This is a genomic window from Phormidesmis sp. 146-12, assembly GCF_052939495.1.
Map to the genome: position 1 here is coordinate 1 of NZ_JBJPHS010000090.1, position 24,911 is coordinate 24,911.

The following is a 24,911-nucleotide window of genomic DNA, read 5'->3' on the forward strand; positions in this document are numbered from 1 at the left end:
CTACTTCCCTCCTAGCTTCCTTTCTCGCTTTCCTGAGTTTTGTCAGTCAAGCAGAGCTTGCTCCTCTGAATCTGTAAGCGAAGTGAAGAATTTCATCGGATTCACACCGAATTCACTCTGACTCAATAAACGTTTAGTCTTCGGTCTAATGTCTAGCGTCTTCCAAAAACGCCGAACGATCGCCCTTGGAGTGATAGACGATCGGGAAAAAACTCTCATCCATTGTGTCGTCTCCAAATCGTTTGTATCGTCCTGGCAGATAGCCTCCTGGCACATAGGCCCCGGCGGGTTTGAATCGAGACTCTGCGGGAATGTAAGCCATGACCAAACTGCGACGCACGACACCAGGCATTAAGTTTTTGTTAGAGCCGTGCCACATGTTTCCGTGATGAAAGGCGCAGCTTCCTGGCTTGAGTTCTAATTGCAAAACTTCGGGATGATTGATGCCTGCTTGCTGGGCGGCCTGCTCCATATCCGATCGATAGCTCTTGTTTGTGGCGTGAAATTCTGCGACGGCTCCTGACCTGGGCCAATGATGAGAACCGCGCACATACTCGATCGTGCTGGCTCTCTTAACGGCATGGCTCAACGCAATCCAACAAGTCACAAGTTCTTGAGGCGTGTGATAAAAGGAGTACATTGAGTCCTGGTGCAGCGTCGTTTCATTGGCTCCGTAAGGTTTGCGCCACAGGCTATCACTGAGCAGCCGGGAGCCATTCCAACCGCCCAAAGTCGCACTAATTTCGCCAATTTTGGCCGAGAGGACGACTGAGGCAAACGTACGATCGCTTTTCCAGACATTACTCATCTGACCAGAGGCAGTCGGCAACCCCAGAGCGGGATTCCAGTACCATTCATCGGGATACATGCCCGTCTCAAATTCGCCTGAAAAAAGCGGATCAATGCGATCGATTAACCGATCAACGGTTTCTTGATCAATCAGGTTTTCTACAATCAAAAAGCCATCTTCTCGAAAGCGATCGTGCTGCTCTGGGGTGATCAGGCTCAACGGCATAGTGAATTCGGCTTGCGGAATGATTCAAAATTTGTACCGTATCCACTTGTTATAATATGTGGCGAGGAATACAGAAACCGGGATTCAAAACCTAGCAGCATTCAAGAAAGGTTGCGGTTTGAGACATCAATTCTGTCAAAACGAGGGAACGCTAAATGACTACAATTTTAGTCATTCGACATGAGAAATGTACCAGTCTAGGAATGCTAAAAAATGCTGCTCAGGAGAATAATTTTTCAATTCAATATTTAGATATTTCTCAAGGTGAGGGGTTGAGTCACCCGCTAGAAAACTACTCTCATATTGTTGTTTTGGACGGCAGTATTAGCGCTTATCAAGATGACGAATATCCGTTTTTGCGCGATGAATTTAAGCTTTTGGAAAGCGCGATCGCTCAAAAAATTCCCACATTGGGCATCTGTTTAGGGTCGCAAGTTTTGGCAAAAGTTCTGGGCGGCTCTGTTTATCGGGGAAAGGCGGATCGAGAAGCAGGTTGGTGTGAGGTGCAATTAACCGAGGCGGCAAAAACTGACCCTTTGTTAAGGGAGTTTCCCGATCGCTTCAAAGTATTTCAGTCTCACCAAGATACCTTTGATTTACCGCCAAGTTGCACCCATTTAGCGAAAAGTGAAATCTATACCCATCAAGCTTTTCGCTATCAAGACTTTCTATGGGCGATTCAGTTTCATCTAGAAATGGATGACGCTGTAATTCAAGATTGTTCAATCGTTCTTGAGCAAGAGTTTGCAGAAAGTCAAATTGATGAGAGCGTCGATCGAATGCTCATAGAAGCCAAACAGTTCTCTCCTTTAGTTGCGCCTCTAGCTCATCAGTTTATGCATAACTTTCTTCAAGTTTCCTAAATCATCAACCTGATTGTAGAAGGACGTTTAAAGAGTACCGTTGATCGCATTCACCCGCAAGTGGCGGGACAGCAACAAAGCAAAGCAGCTTCTGATACGTTTCAAACGTCCTCTAACATCATAGAATTCATATCAATTTAATGCACTCGATAAAACTCAGGTCGATCGCTACCCACCGTTTAGGAACTACTCGCGAACAATGACTGGAGTACCGACTTCAGCCCAATCAAACAGACGTTCTGCATGATCGACGGCCACATTTACACAGCCATGACTGACAGGCGTGCCAAACCTGCGATGCCAATAAGCGCCATGAATGGCATAGTTGCCCGAATAAAACATGGTGTAGGGCACATCCGGAATGTCATAGTCGTCACCCTGCATTCGAGCCGATTCTAGTTTGGTTTGGACTGCAAACACACCCGTTGGTGTTGGGGTCGCGTCTTTACCCGTTGAAATGATCATTGCATATTCAGGCTTTTTGCCTTGCCAAGCGGTGAGCCGTTGACTGGACAAATCGATCTCAATCCAACGTTGGTTAGACTTTTTGAGGGCTGCAATTTTGGTGACGACCGGACTTGGTTTCGCGATCGAGACAGGTTTGCTTAAAGCAGGTAATAAATCAACATTTAGGGTAGTCAAAGTCAAGCCAGTAGTAGCCAAAAGCATAGCAGCAGCGTAGTTGAGGCACTTCATTTTTAGCCCCTCTCTTCTATTGATAATGGATATGTTGGTGGTAATGCTGCAACCCTGTGCAAAAGTCAGCTTCAGAAAGTCTGCAAGTAGAATTTGCATCTTGAGCCATTTCACTTTCGCATCGGACATTTATACTTGTTTCGCCCTTGTCTATTCGACTACACCGCCACTTGTACAGATTCCAGTCACTCCCAATTTTGTTTAATATCAATTTGATGAAGTTGTTTCGCTTCAATGTTCAAATCTCCTGCCAATTCTGAGTAACTTTCAGAGAAAATTTCCGGTTCAAAGTTCCTCCATTTATGAAGCAAAGCGAACCTGCAACAAAAGCGACAAGGGCGTTGCTGATTGGAGGGATGAATCTGTGGGAAGCGTTAGTCTTTTCGCCCCCTAAATCTCCCAAAATTGGGGGGCTTTGAACCTTGGGGTTCCCGCCGCTTTGGGGCACACCCCCTGATTCAGCAACGCCGCGACACGTACAGAATCCACGTTGGCCAGTTCATCCCTCATCCCTCATCCCTCATCCCTCATCCCTCATCCCTCTTCTAAAATCCTCCAACCCTTGCATCAAACTTTTGGACTGCTGCACGATCGCGTCCCAATCTTGATTCTCGACTGCCCACTTGGGAAACAAATTGCCCGATAGTCCCACGGCGATCGCGCCTGCGGCCACCAACTCTTTTGCATTGTCCAGACTCACCCCACCTGTTGGAATCAGCGGAATGTGTGCCAGAGGGGCCTGCAAACTATGAATATAGCGGCTTCCTCCAAGCGCCTGAACTGGGAAGACCTTGACGCTGCTGGCTCCTGCTTGCCACGCCATCACAATCTCAGTCGGCGTAAGCGCCCCTGGAATCATGGGAATTTCTTGCTCGATCGCTCGCTCAATCAAATGAAGATTGACATGAGGCGTAAAGACAAACTCCGCCCCCGCCCCGATCGCTAACTGTAATTGATGGAGTGTAAAAACAGTGCCCGTCCCGATCGTACAGTCAGAAAGTTCGTTCCTGAGTTCATGAATTAATTGAGCGGGGCGATCGCTGTCCCAGGTAATTTCGATTAACTTCATTCCACCGAGTGCGACTGCTTTAGCCATTTCTCGACCCAGCTTGAGCGTAGGGGCACGAATAACCGCGATCGCTCGATGTGCTCGAAGCTTTGCTAACCAAGAGTCTGCTTTCATCTATAAATAGAAATAGTTGTAGAAATACAAAGTTGTAGAAGTCAAGAGAAATGATTTTATCGAATTCAACGCCTCCTTCAATGTTTCTTAATCAAAAGATTACCTTAGTCAGAAATTAATCGGAAGTTACATTTGAGAAAAGTTCAGTCATTAGAGAGAGTTGATTAGGTCATTAGAAAGATGGTCTTTCTAAATTCAATCCCTAACATTGATAGTTGAAACCAAAGCTAAACTTGAGGAAACTAAACATGGCACTCTATAAAATTAAGGACTTTGATCCTGACTATCGCGATCACTTTGAGGGTCACGATATTAAAGGTATGGATCTCTATTCTGGCGACCAGAAAATTGGCTCAGTTAATGATGTTTTAGTCGATGAAGAAGGGCGTTTTCGCTATTTAGTCATCAACACCGGAGCCTGGATTTTTGGCAAGCAAGTCATGCTGCCGATCGGACGTGCCCGCATCGATTACAGCGATAACCACGTCTATGCGGATGGTCTAACCAAAGCTCAAGTCGAGTCTCTGCCTGAATTTACCGAAGATTTGAAGATCGATTACGAGCATGAAGAGCAAGTTCGTAATGTTTACCGTCCAACTGCGGCTACCGCAACGACAGGTCTTGGCGCTCCTTTAGAAGCCTCTGCTTCCCTTGACTCTCCGATCCCAGTTGATACTGGCGTTGCCTACACTGGCTCATCAATGGGTGCGGCTCCTGCGACCTACGATCGTGACACCTACAGCTATGACAACCACGACGCAGATCTGTATGCGATCGATGACACCAAACACCCCAGCCTCAAGCTGTATCAAGAACGTCTAGTAGCCAGCAAAACTCGTGCCAAAACGGGCGAAGTGGCGATCGGTAAGCGCGTCGAAACCGAAACCGCTAGAGTCTCTGTCCCCGTTGAAAAAGAGCGCGTTGTGATCGAGCGGACAACTCCTACCTCTGGCACCATCACCCCTGATGCAACTGCTTTCCAGGAAGGTGAAGTGGCGCGAGTTGAAGTTTATGAGGAAACGCCAGACATCCACAAAGAAGCGTTTGTGCGGGAAGAAGTGAAGGTGAAGAAAGTAGTCGAGCAAGACACTGTAACCGCCGAAGAACAAATCCGTCGTGAAGAATTGGATGTGGATACTCAAGGCCGTCCCGTAGTGGAAGGGGACGCTGCAAACCGCAGAATCTAGGTTAGTTAATGGCTGATCTAATCGTTTAAGAGACATGGGCAGGGCTAATCTGTGAGGCTCTGCCTGTGTTTTTAAAGAAGTGAAATTACCCGAAAATTCAACCTTATGAATTCTGAAACTTTTACAAAAGAGCATTCATCCCAGACAGGAGCATCTGAGCCAATTGACGATAGACTTGACCATTTGAAAAGCAGAATTATGGGCTTTAACCTGGTCGATCGTCAGGGGCGGTTTGTTGGCGAGGTAAGAGATTTGATCCTTGATCAGCAGCGTCTAAAGATTATTGTTGCTCAACCGGATGTTAACCAAGGAGAGCGATTTTTGTTGCTTTCTAGTCGATTTGTCAGTCGTGTAAAATCACGCGATCGCACCGTTGCGATCAATCTTAATCAAGCAGATATTCGTCGTCTTCCGGAGTATTCTTTTCCCATGCAATCATCGAATCAACCGACCCAAGACTTATTTGGCGCTATCATCATTGAGCAGGACAATCAGGCTCAAGAAATTGAAGTTGACACCCTCGAAAATCAGCCCATTCCTGAACAGGCGCAGGGTGTGATTGAGCATGTTGACAGTCCAAAAGTGTTGTCAGAAACGGTTGTACAAGAAGAGTCAATTCAGCTATTAGAAGAACGGCTAAAAGTTGACTACACGAAACATAAAGTTGGCGAGGTAATTGTTCGTAAAGAAATCGAAACTCGGATGATTCAGGTTCCTGTCCGGCGTGAAAAATTGATTGTCGAACAGATTAGCCCAGACCGTAGACAGCTTGCTGAAATCGATTTGGGAGAAGACGGAATTTCTGATCTCAATTTGCAAGACTACATTCCTGACACGCATCAAATTAGCAATCATATTGTTAGTGGAGAATTCGATTCACCCAAAACGGCAGCCTGGTTGATGGATACGATCGCTCACCAACTGCGGCACGGCTGCAAACGCATTCGAGTTGAAATCGAGTTAGAAGATGCAAGTCAATCTGAGTTATATCAAGGCTGGTTCGATCGCTGCTCAATCAAAAAAGAACGTTAGATTTGGAAAAAGTGGGTAGTTAATTTTCGCCCTCAATCAGAGATCAACTACCCATTCAACTAACCTTTTAAGAAGGGCAAACTAGATCAAACACTACGTTTTGAATCGTCGTCTTAAAGTCAGGGTCACCGGGGGCCGGATTGACGGTAAGCCCGACTCTAACAGGATTGTTGACTCGTCCCAGTCTAAATAGACTGCCAATATCTCGACGAAAAAGTTCTTTGGCAGAAATCTGTCCCGTCACGGTGTTGGGGTCTCCATTTGTCAAAGTTGTAATTTCGAGATCGCGGAAGTCTTCAAAGTTTACAAAGTTATTCCAGACGCTGGTTGCTGCTAACGTATCCCAGAGAAATAGCCCATCAAAGACAAACACCCCTGGAGCAGGAGAGTTGGCTAACTGCACATTTTTGACGAACTGAGCGGGAGCCGTCTTGCATTGAGCGGGGTTATTTTGAATGCGATCGGCAAACCCTTGCAGTCTGGCAAAATTGGTCGCATTTAACGGCACAATGTCAGTTGGAATGCCTGAGTTTAGAAGTTTCTCAACGGCTTTTGCGTCGATCCAAAAGTTAAATTCTGCGTTGTTCAGAGAATTGAATGCTTTTTTAGATTCCCCGGTTTGGATGGCTTCAAAGTTTGTGCCGGGAAAGGGAAGATGGTGCATTCCAAAAATGTGTTCTCCAGCTTGGAAATAGATGTTGCCTTCTGTCCAGGTGGGGAAGGGTTCGTTGAGTCGATAGTTGCCATTTGCGTCAAAATTGTCGGCTTTGTTAGCGTCCCATGCGCCTCCCATGTAGCGTACCGAAATCACTGATTTCAAATCGGTCAGCTTGATGTTAAAAGGACAGCCATATTTTTGGGGGGCTTGCTCTAGTTTGGCGTAGGCTCTGGCAATGTTGGTCGCGGGGCCAACGGCAACGATCGTCAGCTTTTCCTGCTTTTGATAAGACTCACAGATTGCCTCTGCCAAGAATGTAGAAGCCTTCTTTCTGGGGTCAAATAAGTTTAATTCGGGTAGCTGAAACTCATTGAGTGCGTCTTGTGCTTTGGGCAAAACGTACCGCAAAGTTTCATCTCGAAAGGGTCGATTGAATTCGTTAAAACAAACAATGTCTCGTTGAGAAAAAACAAATTCTTTGTGTAGCAAGCAAGGTTCTAATCCAGGTTTTCCAGATAATGGAAGTTGGACTCGAAACCGCGTTCTTTTGGAGCCAGGAAGCGGCTTGCCAAACTCATCGGCTTGATTGGGAACGGCAATTGTTGTGACTCTTTCATCGCAGCCTGTATAGATTTTTGCGCCACTATAGCCCGCGACGGAGAGAACTTTTTGAGTGATGCCCGAAATCGAGCCTTCGTCTGCACTAAAGTTGCCTAACAGTTCTTTTTTTAACTCTGGATATCCGTTAGAATCTTTGCAGTAAGACTCTCCGTTAGAAGCGGTTGTGACTCCTAAAAGTTTGACGGGGGGCGCATCTTTTTGAGAAGCCAGCGCCAAAACCAGGAGTGAATAGTAGTCTTCAAATCCGCCGTCATGGTCAAGAATAACGCGAATTGGCTCGGCGGCAAGTGACGGTAGAGGAACGCAAAAAATACTTGCAATACTGGTGAGCAGAAGCTTGGATGCAAGACTTTTGAAATCAAAACAAACCATTGGTAAGTTCCTTAAAAGCGACGCTGTTTTCATCCAGATGTCTGAATGCAACTTTGTGATTTTAAAGGGCTAAACTTTTGCGACAGGTGTAGAGGAATACCGATCGCTCACCCCATCAAAAATTGCTTACTCTGGTGCAGAAGACCTCACTTTCATCAACGGTCTAGTTTCTGTATTTACGATTTTCTGCAAATGTGAGTTATTATATTCACAGAAAACAAATTATTCCTAGAGTCAGTAGGACAAGCAAACATGGTCAACAAAAAAGCAAAAAGCTCCAAGACTGAGGCTACATCGATTCCGACTTCGATCAGCGTTAAAGAAAGTCCTGTTTTGGAAACGGCGATCGTACCTTCAGATCCCATCGCAGAACCCACCAAAAAGAAGACTCGCAGCGCCAAAAAGATCACCAAAACTGATGTCGTTGAACCGATCGTAGTCGAGCCAACCCCTCAAGAAACGGTTAAAGAGGAGGCTAATAAAAACGTCAAGATGAAGCGGCTAACGTTGGATATTGCAAAACCGTTGCACAAAGCGATCAAAGCAAAGGCGGTTGAAGAAGGAATCCCGATGGTTGATATGCTGCGATCGCTTTTAGAAACGCATTACGGCACTCATTAGAACCTGGATTTGATGAGGGGTTTTCGCTTCGGTGTTTGGTACTTCTGCCCCCCAAGCTGCCAATTCTGAGGGACTTTTAGACAAGCGGCTGATGTAAAGTTCCTCACGGGCGAGGGGTTGGAGGGCAGCTAGAATTTTTAACTACGAAGTGTTTCATCGAATTCTAGGGAAAATTTTTTACCAGAGCGATCGCATCCAATACAGTTCTTGATGTTGATTGACTGACAAAACCTTTGAAGCCCTAATCTGTTGGTGGTTGACTAGCGAATGAAATCCGAAGCTATTCAAGGTTTTATTAATCCGCGAAGGTGGATTTTGTTCTCATAGCTGCGGTTTTAACTGCCAAGCAAGAAGTTTTGTCAGTCAACCGGGTTCTAAATGGGATGTTACTCGCCTTTTGTTCCGGTCATGCCCATGATTTCATAGCCCGCATCGACGTAGATCACCTGCCCTGTAATGCCGCTCGATAGGTCGCTACACAAAAACGCGGCTGTGTTTCCAACTTCTGTTTGAGTGACGGTTCGCTTGAGAGGAGCTACCGCTTCGACGTGGTGAATCATATCTAAGATGCCACCTACCGCAGAGGAGGCCAACGTGCGAATGGGGCCGGCTGAGATGCCATTGACGCGAATATTTTGCCCTCCTAACTCATAGGCGAGATAGCGGACATTCATCTCTAGTGCCGCCTTTGCAATCCCCATGACGTTGTAGTTTGGAATCACCTTCACGCCGCCCAAATAGGTCAACGTCACAATGCTTCCCCCTTCTGTCATCAATGGTTTTGCTGCTCCAGCCAGCGTGATCAGCGAATATGCACTGATATCCAGAGCCGTGTTGAAGCCTGCACGAGACGTTTTGCTAAAGTCGCCCGACAGATCATCTTTGCTGGCAAATGCCAAACAGTGAATCAGAATGTCTAGCTTGCCCCAGCGATAGCGCACTGTCTCAAACGTAGACTGCACCTGAGCATCATCCTGAACGTTGAGCGGCAAAAACAGGCTAGGTTGCAGCGGCTCGACCAGTTCGGCGACTTTTTTCTCCATCTTGCCCTTTTCGTCGGGTAGATAGGTAATGCCAAGATTTGCCCCGGCTTTGTGGAGTTGTTGGGCAATGCCCCAGGCGATCGATTTGTTGTTGGCGATCCCAGTCACTAAGGCATTTTTTCCGGTCAGGTTCAGCATAGATGTCTATCTCAAGGGCAACTATGAGAATACTCAAAGATGGGACGTTGGGGAATAGTAGTGGTTTGGTTTGGTTGGTTCGGTTTGGGGAGGAGGGAGGAGGGGAGATTTAGCTTGTTTTCTTGCATTAATCATCGCGGCGAAAGGTTTCGTTGAATTCACGTTGCATTGAAGGCTTTAAGGCATTCATGCAGGGTGGTCGATCGCGCTTCTAATGAGTTTCAGCAGTCGCTAGTTTTGTAACGTTGTTTTTTGTGCGGCTTTGAGCGCTTTTGCGAACACGATCGCTCTTGCGGGTTCCGCCTGCCATTTCATATTCGCGGCTATCGTTGCCATATTTAGCACTTACGCCATTCAGGAGTTGATCGAGCAAGTCGCCCAGGTCGCGTTCCATTTGGTCGATTTCCTGTTTGGCAATGTCGAGAGATGCGATCGTGGTGTTGTAGTCATTCAATTTGGTGTGTAGCTGCTTGATCTGCGTTTCGAGGGTTGAGAGATTGCGATCGCTGCCAAAGCTCAGATCAGGATCGATGGCTTTGAGCTTCAAGATCCGCAGTTGTCCTTTGTCGAGAATGCGAGAGGTGCGTTGGGCGCGTGGCATCGTAGAGGGTTCCTTTCTAGGATTCTGTACCGTTCTAGTTTGTCTTGAGTCATTGAGAAAGTGGTTGAGTGGTTCGCGCAAAAGATTGTGTTGTTTTTGAGAAGTTTGATGGTCGCGTCTCATGATTTTCCACAGCGACAAGGTGACGATGAGTAGTTTTGCTGAGAAAATCGGGGCGTTTGTGGTGAAGGTCGTGATGTTCGTGGCGAAGGTCGTGATGTTCGTGGCGAATGTTGCGGTTTTCACGAAGAATGTTGTCGCGATCGCGGTGACAGACTGAACAGATACGACGACAAGCCGAACGGATACGACGACAGGTTGGATGGATACGGTTCTAACTATGAATGGAGTCGAATCGCTTTACTGGTTGGAGAATTTGCATTTGACTTCGATTTCAAAGTTACCTTCGCTCGTCGCTTCGGCTAGAAAAGGAATCCCCGTCCTCCCCCCAATCTTTAAGCCGAATTTCAGGTTGACTTCCTCGATGTGTTCTGTGCTGAAGTTTTTGAAGGCTCCGATCGCATAACGGGTATAAGCCTGGATCGCCTGGTGAACTTCAACCATTTCAACCATGATCGCTTGAGGATCAAGGCCGTAGCCTTCACGATCGGGATCGTCCGAGGGGACGGGGGCGGGAATGTCAACCGCATCATCTTTCACAGCAACGTAGATTGTGTAGGTGTCGCCGTTTTCTTCTCGGACGTGAAGGGGTTGAATTTCTGACATGGGAGGTCTCCGGACAGGGATAGGGGAATTGGTTTCTATGAAGGAAAGTATAAAATACGCTCAATCCCTTTTCTCTAGTCTTATGGCACGGTATGCACTTGTAATCGGCATTGATACCAATCAGGCTCCGATGAAATCGTTGAGTAAAACAAGAGGGGATGCAGAAGCGATCGCGAATCTGCTGAGGCAGCATGGAGGCTTTCAGGAAGTTAAGCCGTTGATTGGGACGGTGACACAAAAGCAGTTGGAAGAGGCGATTCAGGACTTGCTACATAAACAGGGAACGCGCAGCGATGTTGTGATTTATTACACGGGGCATGGATTCCCGCTGTCTGAGAGCTTTGGACAGAAGCGGATTTATCTGGCTCCGTCGGATTGTAGAGTTCGGGTGTCGTCTGATGGGCGGGTTACACATCAGGAGCTAGGAATCCCACTAGAGGGCTTGAATGATCTGATCCGAAGTGCGGATTTGGGGAGTTTGGTGCTGCTGTTGGAGTGCTGCTATAGCGGGAGTTTGCTAGAAAATCGCCTCGTCCGTGAAACGATGACTGCTTTTACCAAGACGGATTACTTCTTGATTGCGGCTTGTCGAGATTTTGAGCAGGCTTATGCGCGCAATAGTGAGCGTCACAGCATTTTTACGACGGCACTGCTAAAGGGATTGCAGGAGAAGAACGATCGCGGTCAGGTGACGACCGGAAAGCTGTTTGATTTTATTGCTGGGGAATTGCAAAACAGTGGGCAGGAACCGTTTTATTTAGGGGGTGGTCGATCGCTAACCCTGGTGAGTTATCAGCCCACAGTATCCGCACAGGTCACGATCGATGAAACGAATCCTTATCAAGGACTGTTAGCCTTTACCCCTGCGACTGCAAAGTTTTTCTTTGGGCGCGATCGCGTGGTGCAGGATTTGGTGGCGGCGTTGGCTCGATCGAACTTTGTGCCGTTGATTGGGGCAAGTGGCAGCGGGAAGTCTTCGGTGGTGCGGGCGGGGTTGATTCCTCGGTTGGAGGAGTTGGGCTGGCGAGTATTGGAACCGATGACACCAGGGACAGAACCGTTGGAGACGCTGCGATCGCAGATTTCCAGTCTGTACGTCGGCGATGTGATTGAGCCTCTTGTTTCACAGTGTCGTCCCTCGATTCCAGGGGATGAACCCATTTTGCTAGTGGTCGATCAGTTTGAGGAAATCTTTACGCTGTGTCGCGATCGCGCTGAGCAATCGGAGTTTATCAATCTGCTGTTGAATCTGCCGGAGTCAGGACGGATTAAAGCTGTGATCACAATGCGGGCAGATTTTGTGGAGGCTTGTTTGGCAAATGTGGCACTAACGCAGGCTCAGACGAATGCAGTGTGGTTAGGCGCGATCTCAGGGGCGGATTTGGAAGCCGCGATCGTTAAGCCAGCCACCATTCAGGGAATGACGCTGCAAGCTCGACTCTTGGCACAGATTTTGCAGGATGTGAAGTCAGAGGAGAATTGTTTGCCGCTATTGGAGTTTGCCTTGCAGCAGTTGTGGAATCTGCGATCGCATACTGAATTAACCGTTGCTGCCTATCAGAAATTGAATGGCGTGACAGGAGCGCTGAATGCTCATGCTGAGGAGATCTACAAACAACTTGCAGTCCGCAACCAAGAAGAGTGGGCAAAACGAGTGTTATTGCGGTTGGTGCGAACGGGAGAAGGAACGAAAGATACTCGTCAGCGACAAGCTAAGGCAGATCTGTTGACGATGGGAAAGGATGCGGGGGAGAAAGAAGCGATCACATCTGTGATCACTACGTTGGTTGATGGGCGATTGTTAGTTAGTAATCGAATCGATCAACAAGATGTGATTGATTTAAGCCATGAAGCTTTGATGCTCTCTTGGAAGCGGTTTGTCGGATGGCGAGAGAGCGATCGTGAGACGCGACGGCTGGTGGATAAAATTGAGGATGCCAAGCGGGAATGGCAGGCAGAGGGGAAGCGGAAATATCTGCTAGATGGGCGATTGCTGAAAGATGCTAAACGATTGCTAAAGGATAAGCCTGAAGCGGTGTTGGGGGCAAAGGCGTTTATTCAGAAGAGTTTGTGGTGGAGGCGATCACAGTTAGCAGGATTGTTGCTGATTCCGATCTCGGTTTTAGGCATTCCAGCCGAGTATTTTTGGTGGGAAGCGGCGGTACGGCAGAATTACCAACAGATTGAGCGGCTCGGAAATGGCAGTTCAGGGGAAACAGAAGCAGTGATTGATCTTGCTAGAGGATGTTGGGCACACCAACCTTTTCTCTTAGTTCCTCAATACTTCAGAGAACGGGTCTTTGGGAATTGTCGATCGCTCAACAACGCAACCTTAGCAAACGCCAGCCTCACTGGCGAAAATTTGAGCGGTGCTTACCTCATTGGCGCAAATTTGAGTGGTGCTTACCTCATTGGCGCAAATTTGAGCGATGCTAACCTTAGTGGGGCAAATTTGAGCGGTGCTTACCTCAATGATGCGAATTTGAGCGGTGCTTACCTCAGTCGTGCGAATTTGAGCGGTGCCAACCTCAGTAGTGCGAATTTGAGCGATGCCAGCCTTAGTGGGGCGAATTTGAGCGGTGCTTACCTCAATGATGCGAATTTGAGCAGTACCCATCTCGTTAGTGCGAATTTGAGCAGTACCCATCTCGTTAGTGCGAATTTGAGCGGTGCCAACCTCAGTATCGCGAATTTGAGCGGTGCAAAGTTTGGATGTTTTGAATTCTTTGACATCATAAATCAACAGAAGATACGTCAGTGCCCTAATTTGGAGGATGTCCGATGGGATGATAAGACAACTTGGCGAGACATCCAAGGATGGGAAACCGTCGAAAACATTCCCCCTGCGCTGAAGAAGCAATTAAACCTTAAAAACGTAAAATGAGCAGCACATCAAATTGACTTGAGATTCTACGTCTCCAGCACAGCCAAGCAGAGATGCAACCACAGCATGATCGATCGTGACCTAACTCTCGACTCAAGACACCTTGCAAAACACCTGCCCAACACCCCACAAATGCAAAAGCTCCTAGAGCGAGAAGGCAGCGTTCATCTCTTCCACGATCGTGCCACCCTCGAAACCGTTGCCGCAGCCATCTTACAGAACGGCGAATTTACAGGAACCCTACGTGGACACGATCGCTACGGACTCTACTTCACAGAACCCATTGGCTATCGACTCGATGCAGACGGCAACCAAACCCCACTCTATTATGGAGAAATGAAGATCAAAGGAGACAAATATCATGTTATCCCCCGCACTCGCCCTAGCCGATAACTGGGACTTCACAGAACTGTGGGTCGATCCAACCGCCTCTCCCCCCTACGTTCTGATCCTGCTCTGCGACGAACAAGAGAACTGTAGCATCTACGATCCAGCACAAAACTATCAAGTTGTCTTTACCGGGTCTTCCTACCAAGACGCAAAACTGTGGCTCCTCGAAGATGAATACGAGCGAATTGAAGGACAACTCAAAGCCGAAAAAGTCGCCTAACCCTCCCTCGCTGCAAGCTAGAGTATATTTAAGTATCTGTTCAGGATTTACTGCGGTTGCTACGCAGTTCCCAAAGCGGTAATCGCCACCATCCCAGCCTCAACGACCCCCACGATCCCGCTGCGATTGAAGCCTGCGAAGTCTGCCGCAAGTACGTCTGGAGCCGAGAAGAGTAAGAATTCTAGATTAGATCACGCCTCTGGGTCGTATTCAACGCAGATTACCAGACCCGCTAACAATTCTTTCAGTCGATCGAGCTCAATTCGCCCAATCCGGCTCACAAAGCGTTCAGTTGAAACACTCCGAACCTGCAAAACATTGCCAGCAGAATCGAGATCGAGTCCATTCTCCGATGTTGCAGGAATCCTTACCATAAAAGGACGTGTGCTGAACTTGTCTTGCCAAGTCGCGATCGGAATCACAATTCGCATCGCGATCGCACCATAGACATTCGAGCTAACCACCACCGCAGGACGAGTTTTCTGAATTTCTTGCCCTCTAGTCGGATTAAGATTGACCAGCCAAATCTCACCCCGTTTAGCGATCGACAAAACTAATCCTCCCAACCTTCCGTATCCAACCCTGAAAACTCAGTCAGTTCTGGATCAGTTTGAAAATCTTCTGCCATTGCATCTACATAAGGAGCAAGCAAGCGATCGCGCTCTCGAATCGGCAGCTTTGCGATTTGTTGAAGCGAAAAGGGCAGCGGTTCGAGTGAGAAACTATCTTTAGAGAGCGATCGAGCAAAATTCAGCACAGCTTCTTGTTGAGGAAAAGAAAGCGATCTAAGCGTTTCCAGTAAGGTTTGTTCAAGGGTTGCCGGATCTGCCATGCGTGTATTCCTCAGTCCTCATTCTATTTTATCAGCCAAGACTCACTCACCCCATTCTTAACGACATCGATACCTTCGCCACGATCGCAACCTACGAAGGAATACGAAATAAAATGAAGAAGCGTTTCCAGACCGAATTCAGCGATCGCTGTTAGCTCATGCTGCTGAAACAGGATATCCGATTGAGATGGTATTAGAAATGGCAATAGCTGGGTTTCTAGACAGCGAGTGTATCAACTTTGCCGACTGCAATCCAGAGTACATTTGAAGCCTCTCGATCGGCATGGTTAGTTAGCTAACCTTTCAACTCGAAATAAAAAGGGGCAGAACGATGCCCACCCCAGTTCTTGGTTTTGATTTTCGGTCTTTGGTCTATTGAGTGGTTAGCACTTCAGAAGGCAAGCGGCGGAACTCTAGCCGCTCAGTTTCACCCACATCGACGAAAATGGTGTCCCCTTCGCTAAATTCGCCCCGTAGGATTGACTTGGCGATCGGCGTTTCCAATTCTCGCTGAATGGCTCGCTTGAGTGGACGGGCCCCAAATACCGGGTCGTAACCCACATCCGCCAAAAAGTCGAGGGCCGCATCCGATAGTTTGAGAGACATCTTACGATCGCTCAACCGCTCAGACAAGCGCATCGCCTGAATCTTGACAATCTCGCGCAGTTCTGATTTTTGGAGACTGTGGAAGATGATGATTTCGTCAATCCGATTCAAGAACTCTGGACGGAAGCTCGATCGCATCGCCTCCATGACTCGTGAGCGCATTTCTTCGTAGCGATCGTCGTCTCCCGCTAGATCCAGAATGTACTGCGACCCGATGTTGCTGGTCATGATGATGATCGCGTTTTTAAAGTCCACGGTTCGACCTTGTGAGTCGGTGACGCGCCCATCGTCGAGAATCTGTAGCATCACATTGAATACGTCAGGATGCGCTTTCTCAATTTCGTCAAACAAAATCACCGAGTAAGGACGACGACGAACGGCTTCGGTCAACTGTCCGCCTTCTTCATAGCCAACGTATCCAGGAGGCGCACCGATGAGACGCGAGACGGCGTGTTTCTCCATATATTCGGACATGTCGATGCGTACCATTGCCTCTTCGGTGTCAAACAGGTAGGCGGCGAGCGCTTTAGCAAGTTCAGTTTTACCTACACCAGTTGGGCCCAAGAAGATAAAGCTGGCCGTGGGTTTGTTGGGGTCAGCAAGTCCAGCCCGCGATCGCTGAATCGCATCCGCCACCGCTGTCACCGCTTCGTCTTGACCGATCACGCGATGATGCAGTTCGTCTTCTAAGGTCAACAGCTTTTGCATTTCTGACTCGACCAACTTGCTGATCGGAATGCCCGTCCATTTAGAAATGATTTCGGCAATGTCAGACTCGGTGACTTCTTCACGCAGCAGGGATTTACCACTCTTTTGGGTCTGGGCAAGCTGGTCTTCAATTTCTTGAAGTTGGCGATTGAGACTGGTCAGAGTGCCATACTTTAACTCAGCCGCTCGATTGAGATCATAGTCCCGTTCGGCTTGCTGAATTTCGGTGTTGACGCGATCGATGTCTTCCTTCAATTCCTGAAGCTTCTTGATTACGCCTTGTTCGGCTTGCCATTGAGCATTAAATCCGCTTTGCTCTTCTTTGAGGTCAGCAAGTTCTCGTTCGATGCGTTCCAGTCGCTCTAGAGAAGCCCGATCAGTTTCTTTGTTTAGCGACAGCCGCTCCATTTCTAGTTGCAAGATCTTGCGATCGACTTCATCCAATTCTTCAGGTTTAGAAGTCAACTCCATTTTTAACTTGGCGGCAGCTTCATCCACCAGATCGATCGCCTTGTCAGGGAGGAAGCGATCGCTAATATATCGAGTCGAAAGCGTCGCCGCAGCCACCAACGCAGAGTCAGAAATCTTAACGCCGTGGTGCAGTTCGTACCGCTCTTTGAGACCGCGCAAAATCGAGATCGCATCTTCGACACTGGGCTGATCGATGTAGACTTGCTGAAATCGCCGTTCTAAAGCCGCATCTTTTTCGATGTATTTGCGATATTCATCCAGCGTCGTCGCCCCAATACAGCGCAGTTCGCCTCTGGCCAACATCGGTTTCAAGAGGTTTCCGGCATCCATTGCGCCCTGAGTCGCGCCCGCCCCGACAACCGTATGAATCTCATCGATAAAGAGAATGATCGTCCCTTTAGAGTCCAGCACTTCCTTAAGAACCGCCTTGAGCCGCTCCTCAAATTCACCGCGATATTTTGCGCCCGCGATTAGAGAACCCATGTCCAGCGTGATCAATTTGCGGTCTTTGAGCGACTGTGGCACATCTCCCGCGATAATTCGTTGGGCCAGCCCTTCTGCGATCGCCGTCTTCCCAACTCCAGGTTCACCAATCAGAACAGGATTGTTTTTTGTCCGACGCGACAGAATCTGGATAGTACGGCGAATCTCATCATCGCGCCCAATCACCGGGTCGAGCTTGCCTTCTCGCGCATACTGAGTCAGATCGCGTCCGTATTTCTCTAAAGATTCGTACTTGCCTTCGGGGTTTTGATCCGTCACCTTTTGACTTCCTCTAATTTGGACGATCGCATCTCTTAGTTTAGTGTCGTCTAATTTGAATTCTGAAAACAGAACCTTCCCAAAGCGATCATCTTTGGCGTAGGCCAGCAGCAGGTGTTCGATAGAAATAAAATCATCCTCAAACTGTTTGCGCGAGTCTTCTGCCCGATCGAGCAGCACATCCATACTGCGACCGAGATAAACAGAACTGCCGCTCCCAGAGATTTTTGGCTGCTTTTTGATGAATTCGTCCGCCCGATCGCGCAGTTGCTGCACCTTGATTCCCAGCTTGTTAAACACGCTCGTGGCAAGCCCATCTTGCTCAAGCAGTGCCTTCATTAAGTGTTCGGTTTCGATTTGCTGCTGATTGGCTTCTTTGACGATTTCCGGGGTGCGAACGATCGCTTCCCAGGCTTTCTCTGTAAATTGATTGGGGTTGGTTGGCTGCATCGCGTCCCCCTCTACCTATAACGTTCTAACTTGATACAGCCATTGTAGAGAAGTCAAGGGATTCGTGACAGATCGGAGTTCACACCTTTTGGGTAGTCCTTCCCGAAGAGCGCTTGTTCTGGCAGGTCATAATCAAGGAATCGAATTTGAAGATGGGCAGGTTGTCAATGAGCCAAATTGATCATGCAGCAATGACTGATCAGCAGTTAAAGGCACCTGAAGCGTTTAGCCCAACCGATAGCCAAATCCGCGCACAGTGATGATGTATTGAGGAGAACTCGGATCAATTTCTAGCTTCTCTCTGAGCCAGCGAATGTGTACATCTACCGTTTTAGGATCGCTCATCGATTGCAGACCCCAGACTCGCTCTAAAAGCTGATCGCGTGAAAAAACTCGGCGCGGATTTTGCATGAATAACTCTAGCAGCGTGTACTCTTTGGGCGACAGATTGACCTGTTGATCTCGCACCGTCACTTTGTATTCTTGTAGATAGAGGGTGATGTCTTGAAACTGAAGCGTTGACTGTTCTGACGCAATAGATTGAGTGCGCGACGATCGCCGCAACAACACTCGACAACGCGCAATTAATTCCCGCAGTCCAAACGGTTTGGCGAGATAATCATCGGCTCCAATTTCTAGCCCGACGACCACATCCATTTCGGTTCCTCGCGCACTGAGAATAAGAATTGGGGTGAGGTTTCCCTGTTGGCGAAGAATACGGCAAACATCCAGCCCATTCACGTAGGGCAACATCAGATCGAGAATGATCAGGTCGATCGCGCTAGATCCATCTTCTAGCGTCGCAGCACTGATCACCAAATCAAGCGCCTGACGACCGTCTTCAGCGGTGATCACTTGATAGCCCTCTTCTCGTAGAGCAGTCGCGATCGTTTCCCGAATAACGGCTTCATCTTCGACAACTAGAATACAGGGGGATGATTGAGAGGCTCCGAACGATCGCATAAAGTTATCGAATACCGCAGTTTTAGCAACTCAGGTTGGGTTAGAAAATCTGTTCAGGCTTCCTGAAGTGCAAACCAAATTTTGAAGATAAAGTAGACTGCGGCTAATTGACTCCTGTTTTGAAAAGACAACGCAAACGATTCTTATCACCTACAACATTCAACATTAAATAGAGATTGAATGAATCTAACCATCAAAACAATAAACAAATCAGGAACTTAGCAGGTTAAATCTGATTAAAGATTGGGTTAAACCCATTTTCTTATCAATTTGTGCGGGCGATGGCTACCCTGGAGTTAACATCAATTTGATTAAAAACTTCGCTTTGTTGGTGAGATCTGCTGCCTCCCAAGCTGCCAATTTGGGGAACTTTTGGACAAGACTCTGTTCATCGTTCTCTATTGAGAGATGTCTCTGAATTGATCGTTGCAGCCGAGTATCTTATCGAATTCAGATGAGTTTAGATGAATGATGGCGGAGTAAAAAGTTAATTCGTATAAAACGCATTCTGATAGAGGTCTGATACACAAGTGATGATGCTGGTGTGATTCAGAATGACGTTAGCTTCTCTTGGTCGATCGCTTCATTTAGCGATTCGTTTCTTCAACACGACGACAAAACTTTTCTACGTTCAAAAATACGCCAGGATCAACACTAAGGAATGAGAATTAAATAACTTCGACAATTGTAGAGTCTCGGATCGCCCTCCTCACGAAGTGGGGCGAAGCCCTCGCCAACCCTTCTCCCTAGGGAGAAGGGGCTAGAGTCTGGTTCCCTCTCCTTGGGGCTGCCGTGTACACACAAGTCGTTATTGCTTCGTTTCAGGCGGCTTCAGCCCCCTAAATCCCCCATGCTGGGGGACTTTGACCAAGGAAAGATTTCCAAAGTTCAAAGCCAGGACGACGGCTCAAAGTCCCCCATTTTTGGGGGATTTAGGGGGCGAAGGATCTCAGCAATGACAGATCGATCGACTTGTGTGTACACGGCAGCTCCTTGGGGAGAGGGCTAGGGTGAGGGTGAAATTTCGGAGTTATTTAATCCACGATCCTAACGGCTTCTTTGATCTCTGCCTTATTACAGATTGAAGTGCTAATGATTACACCTTACTCTGTGAGTGAAGTTTTATAAAGAGCCATCTCATTTGTGAGAACTGGGAGCTTCCCTATGAGCCAGACTACTCGATCGCAGAAATTAGCTCCTCCGGTTCCGATTATTCTCGTGATGCTGTTGGGCTTGGCAGGCTGTAGCGGTTTTCCTAGAGCGGAGGCAGAAACACAGTCCCGACCTGCGAGCGAAAAAGCAACGGCTGTCGATGTCGCGATCGCTCGTTCTGATTCGCTACGAAAACGACTGGAATATACCGGAACGACCAAACCCATTCGAGAAGTCTCAGTACGATCGCAGGTCGAAGGCCAGCTTCTCAGCCTGAATGTCGATGTGGGCGATCGCGTGCAGCAAGGTCAAACCCTGGGACGATTGGATGATGCATTACTAAGATCTGCCGTGCGTCAAGCCGAAGCAGAATTAGCCGCCCAAGAATCAGAAGTTGATCGGGCCCTCGCAGACGTAATCGAAGCTCGGACTCAAGCCGGAAGCGCCCAGGCAGAACTTCAACAAGCTCAGGCAGATGCAGCCCGTGCCAGCAGATTAGCGCGAGAAGGAGCCATTCCCACTCAAGAAGCAGAACAGGCGCAAACCGAAGCCCGCACCGCACTCCAGGCACTACGATCGGCTCAGGCGCAAATCGGGGCCAGAGAGCGATCGGTGGCAACGGCTCAAAAAAGGGTGGCAGCCCAACAAGCCGCTGTCAATCAAGAAGCCGAACGCCAGTCTTACACCACGCTAACTTCTCCCGTTACCGGATCGGTTTTACAGCGAGTGACAGAGCCAGGAAATCTTGCTCAAGCGGGAACTGAGATTTTGAGGGTAGGAGATTTCAGCCAGGTCAAAATTGCGGTTCAGGTGTCAGAGTTAGAACTGGAAAATATTCGAGTTGGGCAGCCTGTACAGGTGCGGCTAGATGCCATTCCCAATCAGGAGTTTGTCGGTAGAGTCACCCGCATTTCTCCGGACGCTGACGCAACGGCGCGACTAATTCCCGTCGAAGTGACCATTCCCAACACAGGGTCAAGAATCGGAAGTGGATTACTGGCGCGAGTCGATTTTTCACAATCTGAAACTCAGCGCGTCGTCGTTCCTCAAGCCGCAGTGCAAACGGCAGAAGCACAAAAAGAGGAACAAGAAAAAAGCACCACTGCAACCCTATTTACAATCCAAAAAGAAGGCGATCGTTCACAAGTGGTGGCGCGATCGGTCAAACTGGGCAAACGCACCAACGGACAGGTTGAAATTCTGTCGGGACTCAAGCCTGGAGAGACGTTTGTGGCTCGGAGCAGTCAGCCACTCAAAGATGGTCAAGTAGTGCGAACGAGTGTAATTTCTGAGCAGGAGCGATCATAATGCAGACCCCTCGATCGGGCTTTAGTCTTAGCGGCATTGCAATTCGTCAACACATTGGCACCCTGATGCTGACATTGGCAGTGATTGTGATGGGGTTCTTCTTTATTTCGACGCTTCAGGTTGATCTGTTGCCTTCGATTACTTATCCGCGAATTGGGGTGAGAGTCAACGCGCCGGGGATTTCTCCCGAAGTTGCTGTTGATGAAGTGACGAAGCCCTTAGAGGAAGCGCTTTCGGCGACAGAGGGCGTGGTGCAGGTCTATTCTCAAACGCGAGAAGGGCAAGTCAGCGTCGATTTGTTTTTTCGACCGGGTGGAAATATTGACCAGGCATTAAATGATGCAACGGCAGCTTTTAACCGAGCCAGAGGCAGATTGCCGGATACGATCGAAGACCCGACGCTATTCAAAGTAGACCCCTCCCAGCTTCCTGTTTATGAGTTAGCGCTGACTTCTGAATCCCTCCGAGACGTGGATTTGCGCGTGTTTGCTGACGAAGAATTGGCGCGTGAATTGGGCGTAGTTGCGGGTGTGGCGGCGGTAGATGTGTCGGGTGGCATTGAGGAAGAAGTGCGGGTCAAGGTAGATCTCGATCGCCTTCAGGCTCAAGGCGTTGGGCTAACTGACGTGCTGAACGAACTGACAGACACCAATCAAGACATCTCAGGCGGGCGGATTTTGGGCAGTAACTCTGAACCCTTGACTCGTACGATCGGGCGATTTCAAAACGCTCAACAGCTTGAAAATCTCTCCTTTGCGGTCGGCAATTCTAGCGGTACTCAGTCCTCCGATTCAACCAACGCTCAAGCGAATACTCAAAGCAATGCTCAAACCAACGATCGCCGCGTCTATCTAAGAGACTTTGCAGAGGTGATCGACGGGACAGCAGAACAGCGAGTTTTTGCGTCATTAAATGGGTCGCCAGCCGTCAAAATTAGCGTTCAGAAGCAGCCAGAAGCGAATACGATCGAGGTGGTCGAAGGAGTCAAGAAACGGATCGAAGAACTGCGTCAGTCTCGGCTGATTCCTGAAGATGTGACGTTGACCTCAACGCTGGATGAATCTGTTTTCATTCGCGATGCCATTTCCAACGTGGCGACTTCTGGATTAATTGGGGCAGGATTAGCCGCGATCGCCGTTCTATTATTTTTGGGTTCGCTTCGCCAAACGTTTATTATCGTTTTAGCGATTCCCTTAGCGACGTTGGCAGCAATCATCTTAATGGGATTATTTGGTTTATCGCTGAATATTTTTAGTTTAGGGGGACTGGCGCTAGGCGTTGGGATTGTTGTAGACAACTCGATCGTCATGCTCGAAAACATTGCAGAAGGGGCGGGCATGACACCCGGAAAAGACACGCGGACGCGGCTCACCTCTCGGCAATTGATTCAGCAGGCGGCTCAAAGTAGCCGAGAAGTGGAGTCTGCATTAATTGCTTCGACCAGTACCAACCTTGTTGCAGTTTTGCCATTTCTGCTAATCGGCGGATTCATCGCGCTACTGTTCAACGAATTGATTTTAACCATTAGCTTTTCTGTGGCCGCTTCGATTCTCATTGCTGTAACCGTTGTGCCCATGTTGACTTCTCGATTGTTGGCCATTCGCTGGTCGAGTCGGGTGGGAGAGTTTTGGCTGTTAAGGCAGTTTAATCGGCGGTTTGAAGATGCGACACGCGGCTATGGTGGGCTGCTGCATCGAGCGCTACGATCGCGCTGGCTAGTTATCGGTTTGACAGTCCTGATTTTGGGCGGCAGCAGTTTTTGGATGGTGGGCCAGATTCCTCAAGAAATTCTGCCCCGCATCAACACCGGACAAGCCAATCTGATTGCTCAATTTCCGCCCGGTACGCCGCTTGAAACCAATCGTAAAGTCATGAAAGCGACGGACAAAATTCTGCGCGCTCAACCGGAAACAGAGTACGTTTTCTCGACGATTGGCGGCTTTCTATTTGGCAGCAATACCAGTGAAAATCCGTTGCGAAGTTCCAGTACGATCACGCTCAAACCGGGGACAGATGTCGCTGCTTATGTAGCAAAAGTCACCCGCGAGTTGAATCGATTAAATCTGGTGGACATTCGGCTGCGGTTGAGTCCAGGTCAGGTGCGCGGGGTGATTTTGAGTAACTCACCTGTTAGAGGGGCAGAAATTGATGTGCTGCTGCAAGGAGAAGACGAGCGAACTCTGAACCAAGCTGGGCGGCAGGTTTTGCAAGCTTTGGAACAACAGGCGACTTTGGCAAGTTTTCGACCCGACGCGGATCAACGTCAGCCAGAAGTACAAATCATCCCAGATTCAGGACGCTTAACGGCTCTGGGTTTAAACACTCAAGACATTGGGGATACGATTCAAACAGCGATTACTGGAACAGTCCCCACACAGTTGCAGCGAGGAAACCGTCTGGTTGATGTGCGAGTGCAGTTGGATCAAGACTCCATTCGCAGTCCTGCTCAACTAGAACGGCTGCCACTATTCACTGAAAACAATCGTCAGATTCGGCTCTCAGATGTTGCCAGCATTCAAGAAGGACAGGCTCCCGGACAGGTGCAACGCATTAATCAGAGACAGGTATTTGCGATCGCCGGAAACCTCACTGAAAATGCCAGTTTAGGAGAAGCGCTGGCTCAAGTTAATCAGGTGCTTCGATTTGTTAACTTGCCTCAAGGCGTGAGCGTGTTACCCAGTGCTGCGGCAGAAAGTAACCAACAGCTACAGTCCTCACTTCCCATTCTGGGAGGATTGGCAGCGTTTCTGGTGTTTGTTGTCATGGCGGTACAGTACAATTCTTTGATTGATCCTTTAGTGATCATGCTGACGATTCCTTTAGCGTTGGCGGGCGGAATTTTGGGATTGTATGTCACCAAGACTTCGATCGGTGCTACTGTAATCGTCGGCGCAGTTTTATTGGTTGGGATTGTCGTCAACAATGCGATCATTATGGTCGAACTTGCCAATCAGATTCGTGATCGCACGGGTGTCGATCGTCGCACTGCCATTTTAGAAGCGGCTCCTCAACGATTGCGTCCTGTTCTCATGACCACCATCACAACCGTACTGGGAATGTTTCCGTTGGCGTTGGGTGTCGGTCAGGGTGGCGAATTTCTGCGTCCCCTGGGCATCGTCGTATTCTCAGGACTATCCCTCGCCACGTTGCTGACGCTATTCATCATTCCTTGTTTTTATGTGCTGCTACACGAGTTATTCCACTGGCGATCGAGACGAAAACTCTCCGCCCTTGAGGAGATCGAAAGTAGTGAGCGATCGCCCGAAAAAGAGAAAGATTTAGTTTAATGGCAGTTCGATGAAATCTTTCGCTACGGTTGATAATCCGGGCAGCCCCCTAAATCCCCCACGAGTAGGGGACTTTGAACGAGAAATATTGTCTCAAAGTCCCCCAAAATTGGGGGGTTGGG

21 protein-coding genes are annotated in these 24,911 nt (G+C 48.5%); 10 read left to right on the forward strand and 11 right to left on the reverse strand.

The genetic code is table 11. From position 1 onward, the window contains the following. Nucleotides 1–145 precede the first annotated feature (145 nt). Nucleotides 146–1,015, reverse strand: a complete 870-nt coding sequence (locus ACKFKF_RS26795; RefSeq protein ID WP_446870447.1) for a phytanoyl-CoA dioxygenase family protein — start codon at nucleotides 1,013–1,015, stop codon at nucleotides 146–148. Between the two features lie 155 nt (nucleotides 1,016–1,170). Between ACKFKF_RS26795 and ACKFKF_RS26800 the strand changes: the two genes are divergently transcribed. Beyond that, nucleotides 1,171–1,878 (forward strand): type 1 glutamine amidotransferase, encoded by a 708-nt coding sequence (locus ACKFKF_RS26800; RefSeq protein WP_446870448.1) that lies wholly within the window; start codon nucleotides 1,171–1,173, stop codon nucleotides 1,876–1,878. A gap of 186 nt (nucleotides 1,879–2,064) precedes the next feature. Here the strand turns inward: ACKFKF_RS26800 and ACKFKF_RS26805 are convergent, their stop codons facing one another. Both ACKFKF_RS26805 and ACKFKF_RS26810 read right to left on the reverse strand, forming a co-directional pair. Beyond that, on the reverse strand, nucleotides 2,065–2,574 hold the full coding sequence (locus tag ACKFKF_RS26805; protein ID WP_446861775.1) for a L,D-transpeptidase: 510 nt from the start codon (nucleotides 2,572–2,574) through the stop codon (nucleotides 2,065–2,067). Nucleotides 2,575–3,094: 520 nt separating this feature from the next. Continuing rightward, a complete protein-coding gene (locus ACKFKF_RS26810) occupies nucleotides 3,095–3,757 on the reverse strand; it encodes a bifunctional 4-hydroxy-2-oxoglutarate aldolase/2-dehydro-3-deoxy-phosphogluconate aldolase (protein WP_446870449.1) in 663 nt (220 codons plus the stop codon). Nucleotides 3,758–4,005: 248 nt separating this feature from the next. On the opposite strand from ACKFKF_RS26810, the gene ACKFKF_RS26815 reads away from it, so the two are divergent. Continuing rightward, nucleotides 4,006–4,944, forward strand: a complete 939-nt coding sequence (locus tag ACKFKF_RS26815; protein WP_446861777.1) for a DUF2382 domain-containing protein — start codon at nucleotides 4,006–4,008, stop codon at nucleotides 4,942–4,944. Between the two features lie 105 nt (nucleotides 4,945–5,049). Then, nucleotides 5,050–5,976, forward strand: coding sequence for a YsnF/AvaK domain-containing protein (locus tag ACKFKF_RS26820; protein WP_446870450.1), 927 nt, complete (start codon nucleotides 5,050–5,052; stop codon nucleotides 5,974–5,976). Between the two features lie 67 nt (nucleotides 5,977–6,043). On the opposite strand, the gene ACKFKF_RS26825 is transcribed toward ACKFKF_RS26820, so the two are convergent. Next, nucleotides 6,044–7,627 carry a nucleoside hydrolase gene (locus tag ACKFKF_RS26825; protein WP_446870451.1) on the reverse strand — a complete coding sequence of 528 codons (1,584 nt, stop codon included), beginning with the start codon at nucleotides 7,625–7,627 and terminating at the stop codon, nucleotides 6,044–6,046. 252 nt (nucleotides 7,628–7,879) lie between these two features. Here ACKFKF_RS26825 and ACKFKF_RS26830 point away from each other — a divergent pair, with 252 nt between their 5' ends. After that, complete coding sequence (locus ACKFKF_RS26830) at nucleotides 7,880–8,248, forward strand: hypothetical protein (protein WP_446861780.1); 369 nt, start codon at nucleotides 7,880–7,882, stop codon at nucleotides 8,246–8,248. A 386-nt stretch (nucleotides 8,249–8,634) separates the two neighbouring features. On the opposite strand, the gene fabI is transcribed toward ACKFKF_RS26830, so the two are convergent. The 3 genes from fabI to ACKFKF_RS26845 form a co-directional block, all read right to left on the reverse strand. Next, entirely contained in the window at nucleotides 8,635–9,429 is a 795-nt protein-coding gene (gene fabI / locus ACKFKF_RS26835; RefSeq protein WP_446870452.1) for an enoyl-ACP reductase FabI, read from the reverse strand. Nucleotides 9,430–9,640: 211 nt separating this feature from the next. Continuing rightward, nucleotides 9,641–10,276: a hypothetical protein gene (locus ACKFKF_RS26840; RefSeq protein WP_446870453.1), complete on the reverse strand. Its 636-nt coding sequence runs from the start codon at nucleotides 10,274–10,276 to the stop codon at nucleotides 9,641–9,643. A 114-nt stretch (nucleotides 10,277–10,390) separates the two neighbouring features. Next, nucleotides 10,391–10,756: a CU044_2847 family protein gene (locus ACKFKF_RS26845; protein WP_446870454.1), complete on the reverse strand. Its 366-nt coding sequence runs from the start codon at nucleotides 10,754–10,756 to the stop codon at nucleotides 10,391–10,393. Nucleotides 10,757–10,838: 82 nt separating this feature from the next. Here ACKFKF_RS26845 and ACKFKF_RS26850 point away from each other — a divergent pair, with 82 nt between their 5' ends. The 3 genes from ACKFKF_RS26850 (at nucleotide 10,839) to ACKFKF_RS26860 (ending at nucleotide 14,250) form a co-directional block, all read left to right on the forward strand. Then, nucleotides 10,839–13,640: an nSTAND1 domain-containing NTPase gene (locus ACKFKF_RS26850; RefSeq protein ID WP_446870455.1), complete on the forward strand. Its 2,802-nt coding sequence runs from the start codon at nucleotides 10,839–10,841 to the stop codon at nucleotides 13,638–13,640. Nucleotides 13,641–13,706: 66 nt separating this feature from the next. After that, complete coding sequence (locus tag ACKFKF_RS26855; RefSeq protein WP_446870456.1) at nucleotides 13,707–14,033, forward strand: DUF6972 family protein; 327 nt, start codon at nucleotides 13,707–13,709, stop codon at nucleotides 14,031–14,033. Beyond that, complete coding sequence (locus ACKFKF_RS26860) at nucleotides 14,002–14,250, forward strand: hypothetical protein (RefSeq protein WP_446870457.1); 249 nt, start codon at nucleotides 14,002–14,004, stop codon at nucleotides 14,248–14,250. Before ACKFKF_RS26855 ends, ACKFKF_RS26860 begins: the two co-directional genes overlap by 32 nt. 191 nt (nucleotides 14,251–14,441) lie before the next feature. On the opposite strand, the gene ACKFKF_RS26865 is transcribed toward ACKFKF_RS26860, so the two are convergent. Then, entirely contained in the window at nucleotides 14,442–14,801 is a 360-nt protein-coding gene (locus ACKFKF_RS26865) for a type II toxin-antitoxin system PemK/MazF family toxin (RefSeq protein WP_446870458.1), read from the reverse strand. A gap of 2 nt (nucleotides 14,802–14,803) precedes the next feature. Then, nucleotides 14,804–15,082 carry a hypothetical protein gene (locus tag ACKFKF_RS26870; RefSeq protein WP_446870459.1) on the reverse strand — a complete coding sequence of 93 codons (279 nt, stop codon included), beginning with the start codon at nucleotides 15,080–15,082 and terminating at the stop codon, nucleotides 14,804–14,806. A gap of 2 nt (nucleotides 15,083–15,084) precedes the next feature. Here ACKFKF_RS26870 and ACKFKF_RS26875 point away from each other — a divergent pair, with 2 nt between their 5' ends. Beyond that, nucleotides 15,085–15,237: a hypothetical protein gene (locus ACKFKF_RS26875; RefSeq protein ID WP_446870460.1), complete on the forward strand. Its 153-nt coding sequence runs from the start codon at nucleotides 15,085–15,087 to the stop codon at nucleotides 15,235–15,237. Nucleotides 15,238–15,454: 217 nt separating this feature from the next. Here ACKFKF_RS26875 and clpB read toward each other — a convergent pair whose 3' ends face one another. Together clpB and ACKFKF_RS26885 are read right to left on the reverse strand one after the other, a co-directional pair. After that, complete coding sequence (clpB, locus tag ACKFKF_RS26880; RefSeq protein ID WP_446870461.1) at nucleotides 15,455–18,079, reverse strand: ATP-dependent chaperone ClpB; 2,625 nt, start codon at nucleotides 18,077–18,079, stop codon at nucleotides 15,455–15,457. A gap of 225 nt (nucleotides 18,080–18,304) precedes the next feature. After that, a complete protein-coding gene (locus tag ACKFKF_RS26885; RefSeq protein ID WP_446870462.1) occupies nucleotides 18,305–19,042 on the reverse strand; it encodes a response regulator transcription factor in 738 nt (245 codons plus the stop codon). Nucleotides 19,043–20,206: 1,164 nt separating this feature from the next. On the opposite strand from ACKFKF_RS26885, the gene ACKFKF_RS26890 reads away from it, so the two are divergent. Then, nucleotides 20,207–21,502, forward strand: a complete 1,296-nt coding sequence (locus ACKFKF_RS26890; protein ID WP_446870463.1) for an efflux RND transporter periplasmic adaptor subunit — start codon at nucleotides 20,207–20,209, stop codon at nucleotides 21,500–21,502. After that, complete coding sequence (locus tag ACKFKF_RS26895; RefSeq protein WP_446870464.1) at nucleotides 21,502–24,789, forward strand: efflux RND transporter permease subunit; 3,288 nt, start codon at nucleotides 21,502–21,504, stop codon at nucleotides 24,787–24,789. The genes ACKFKF_RS26890 and ACKFKF_RS26895 overlap by 1 nt, the downstream gene beginning before the upstream one ends. The last annotated feature ends 122 nt before the right edge of the window (nucleotides 24,790–24,911 follow it).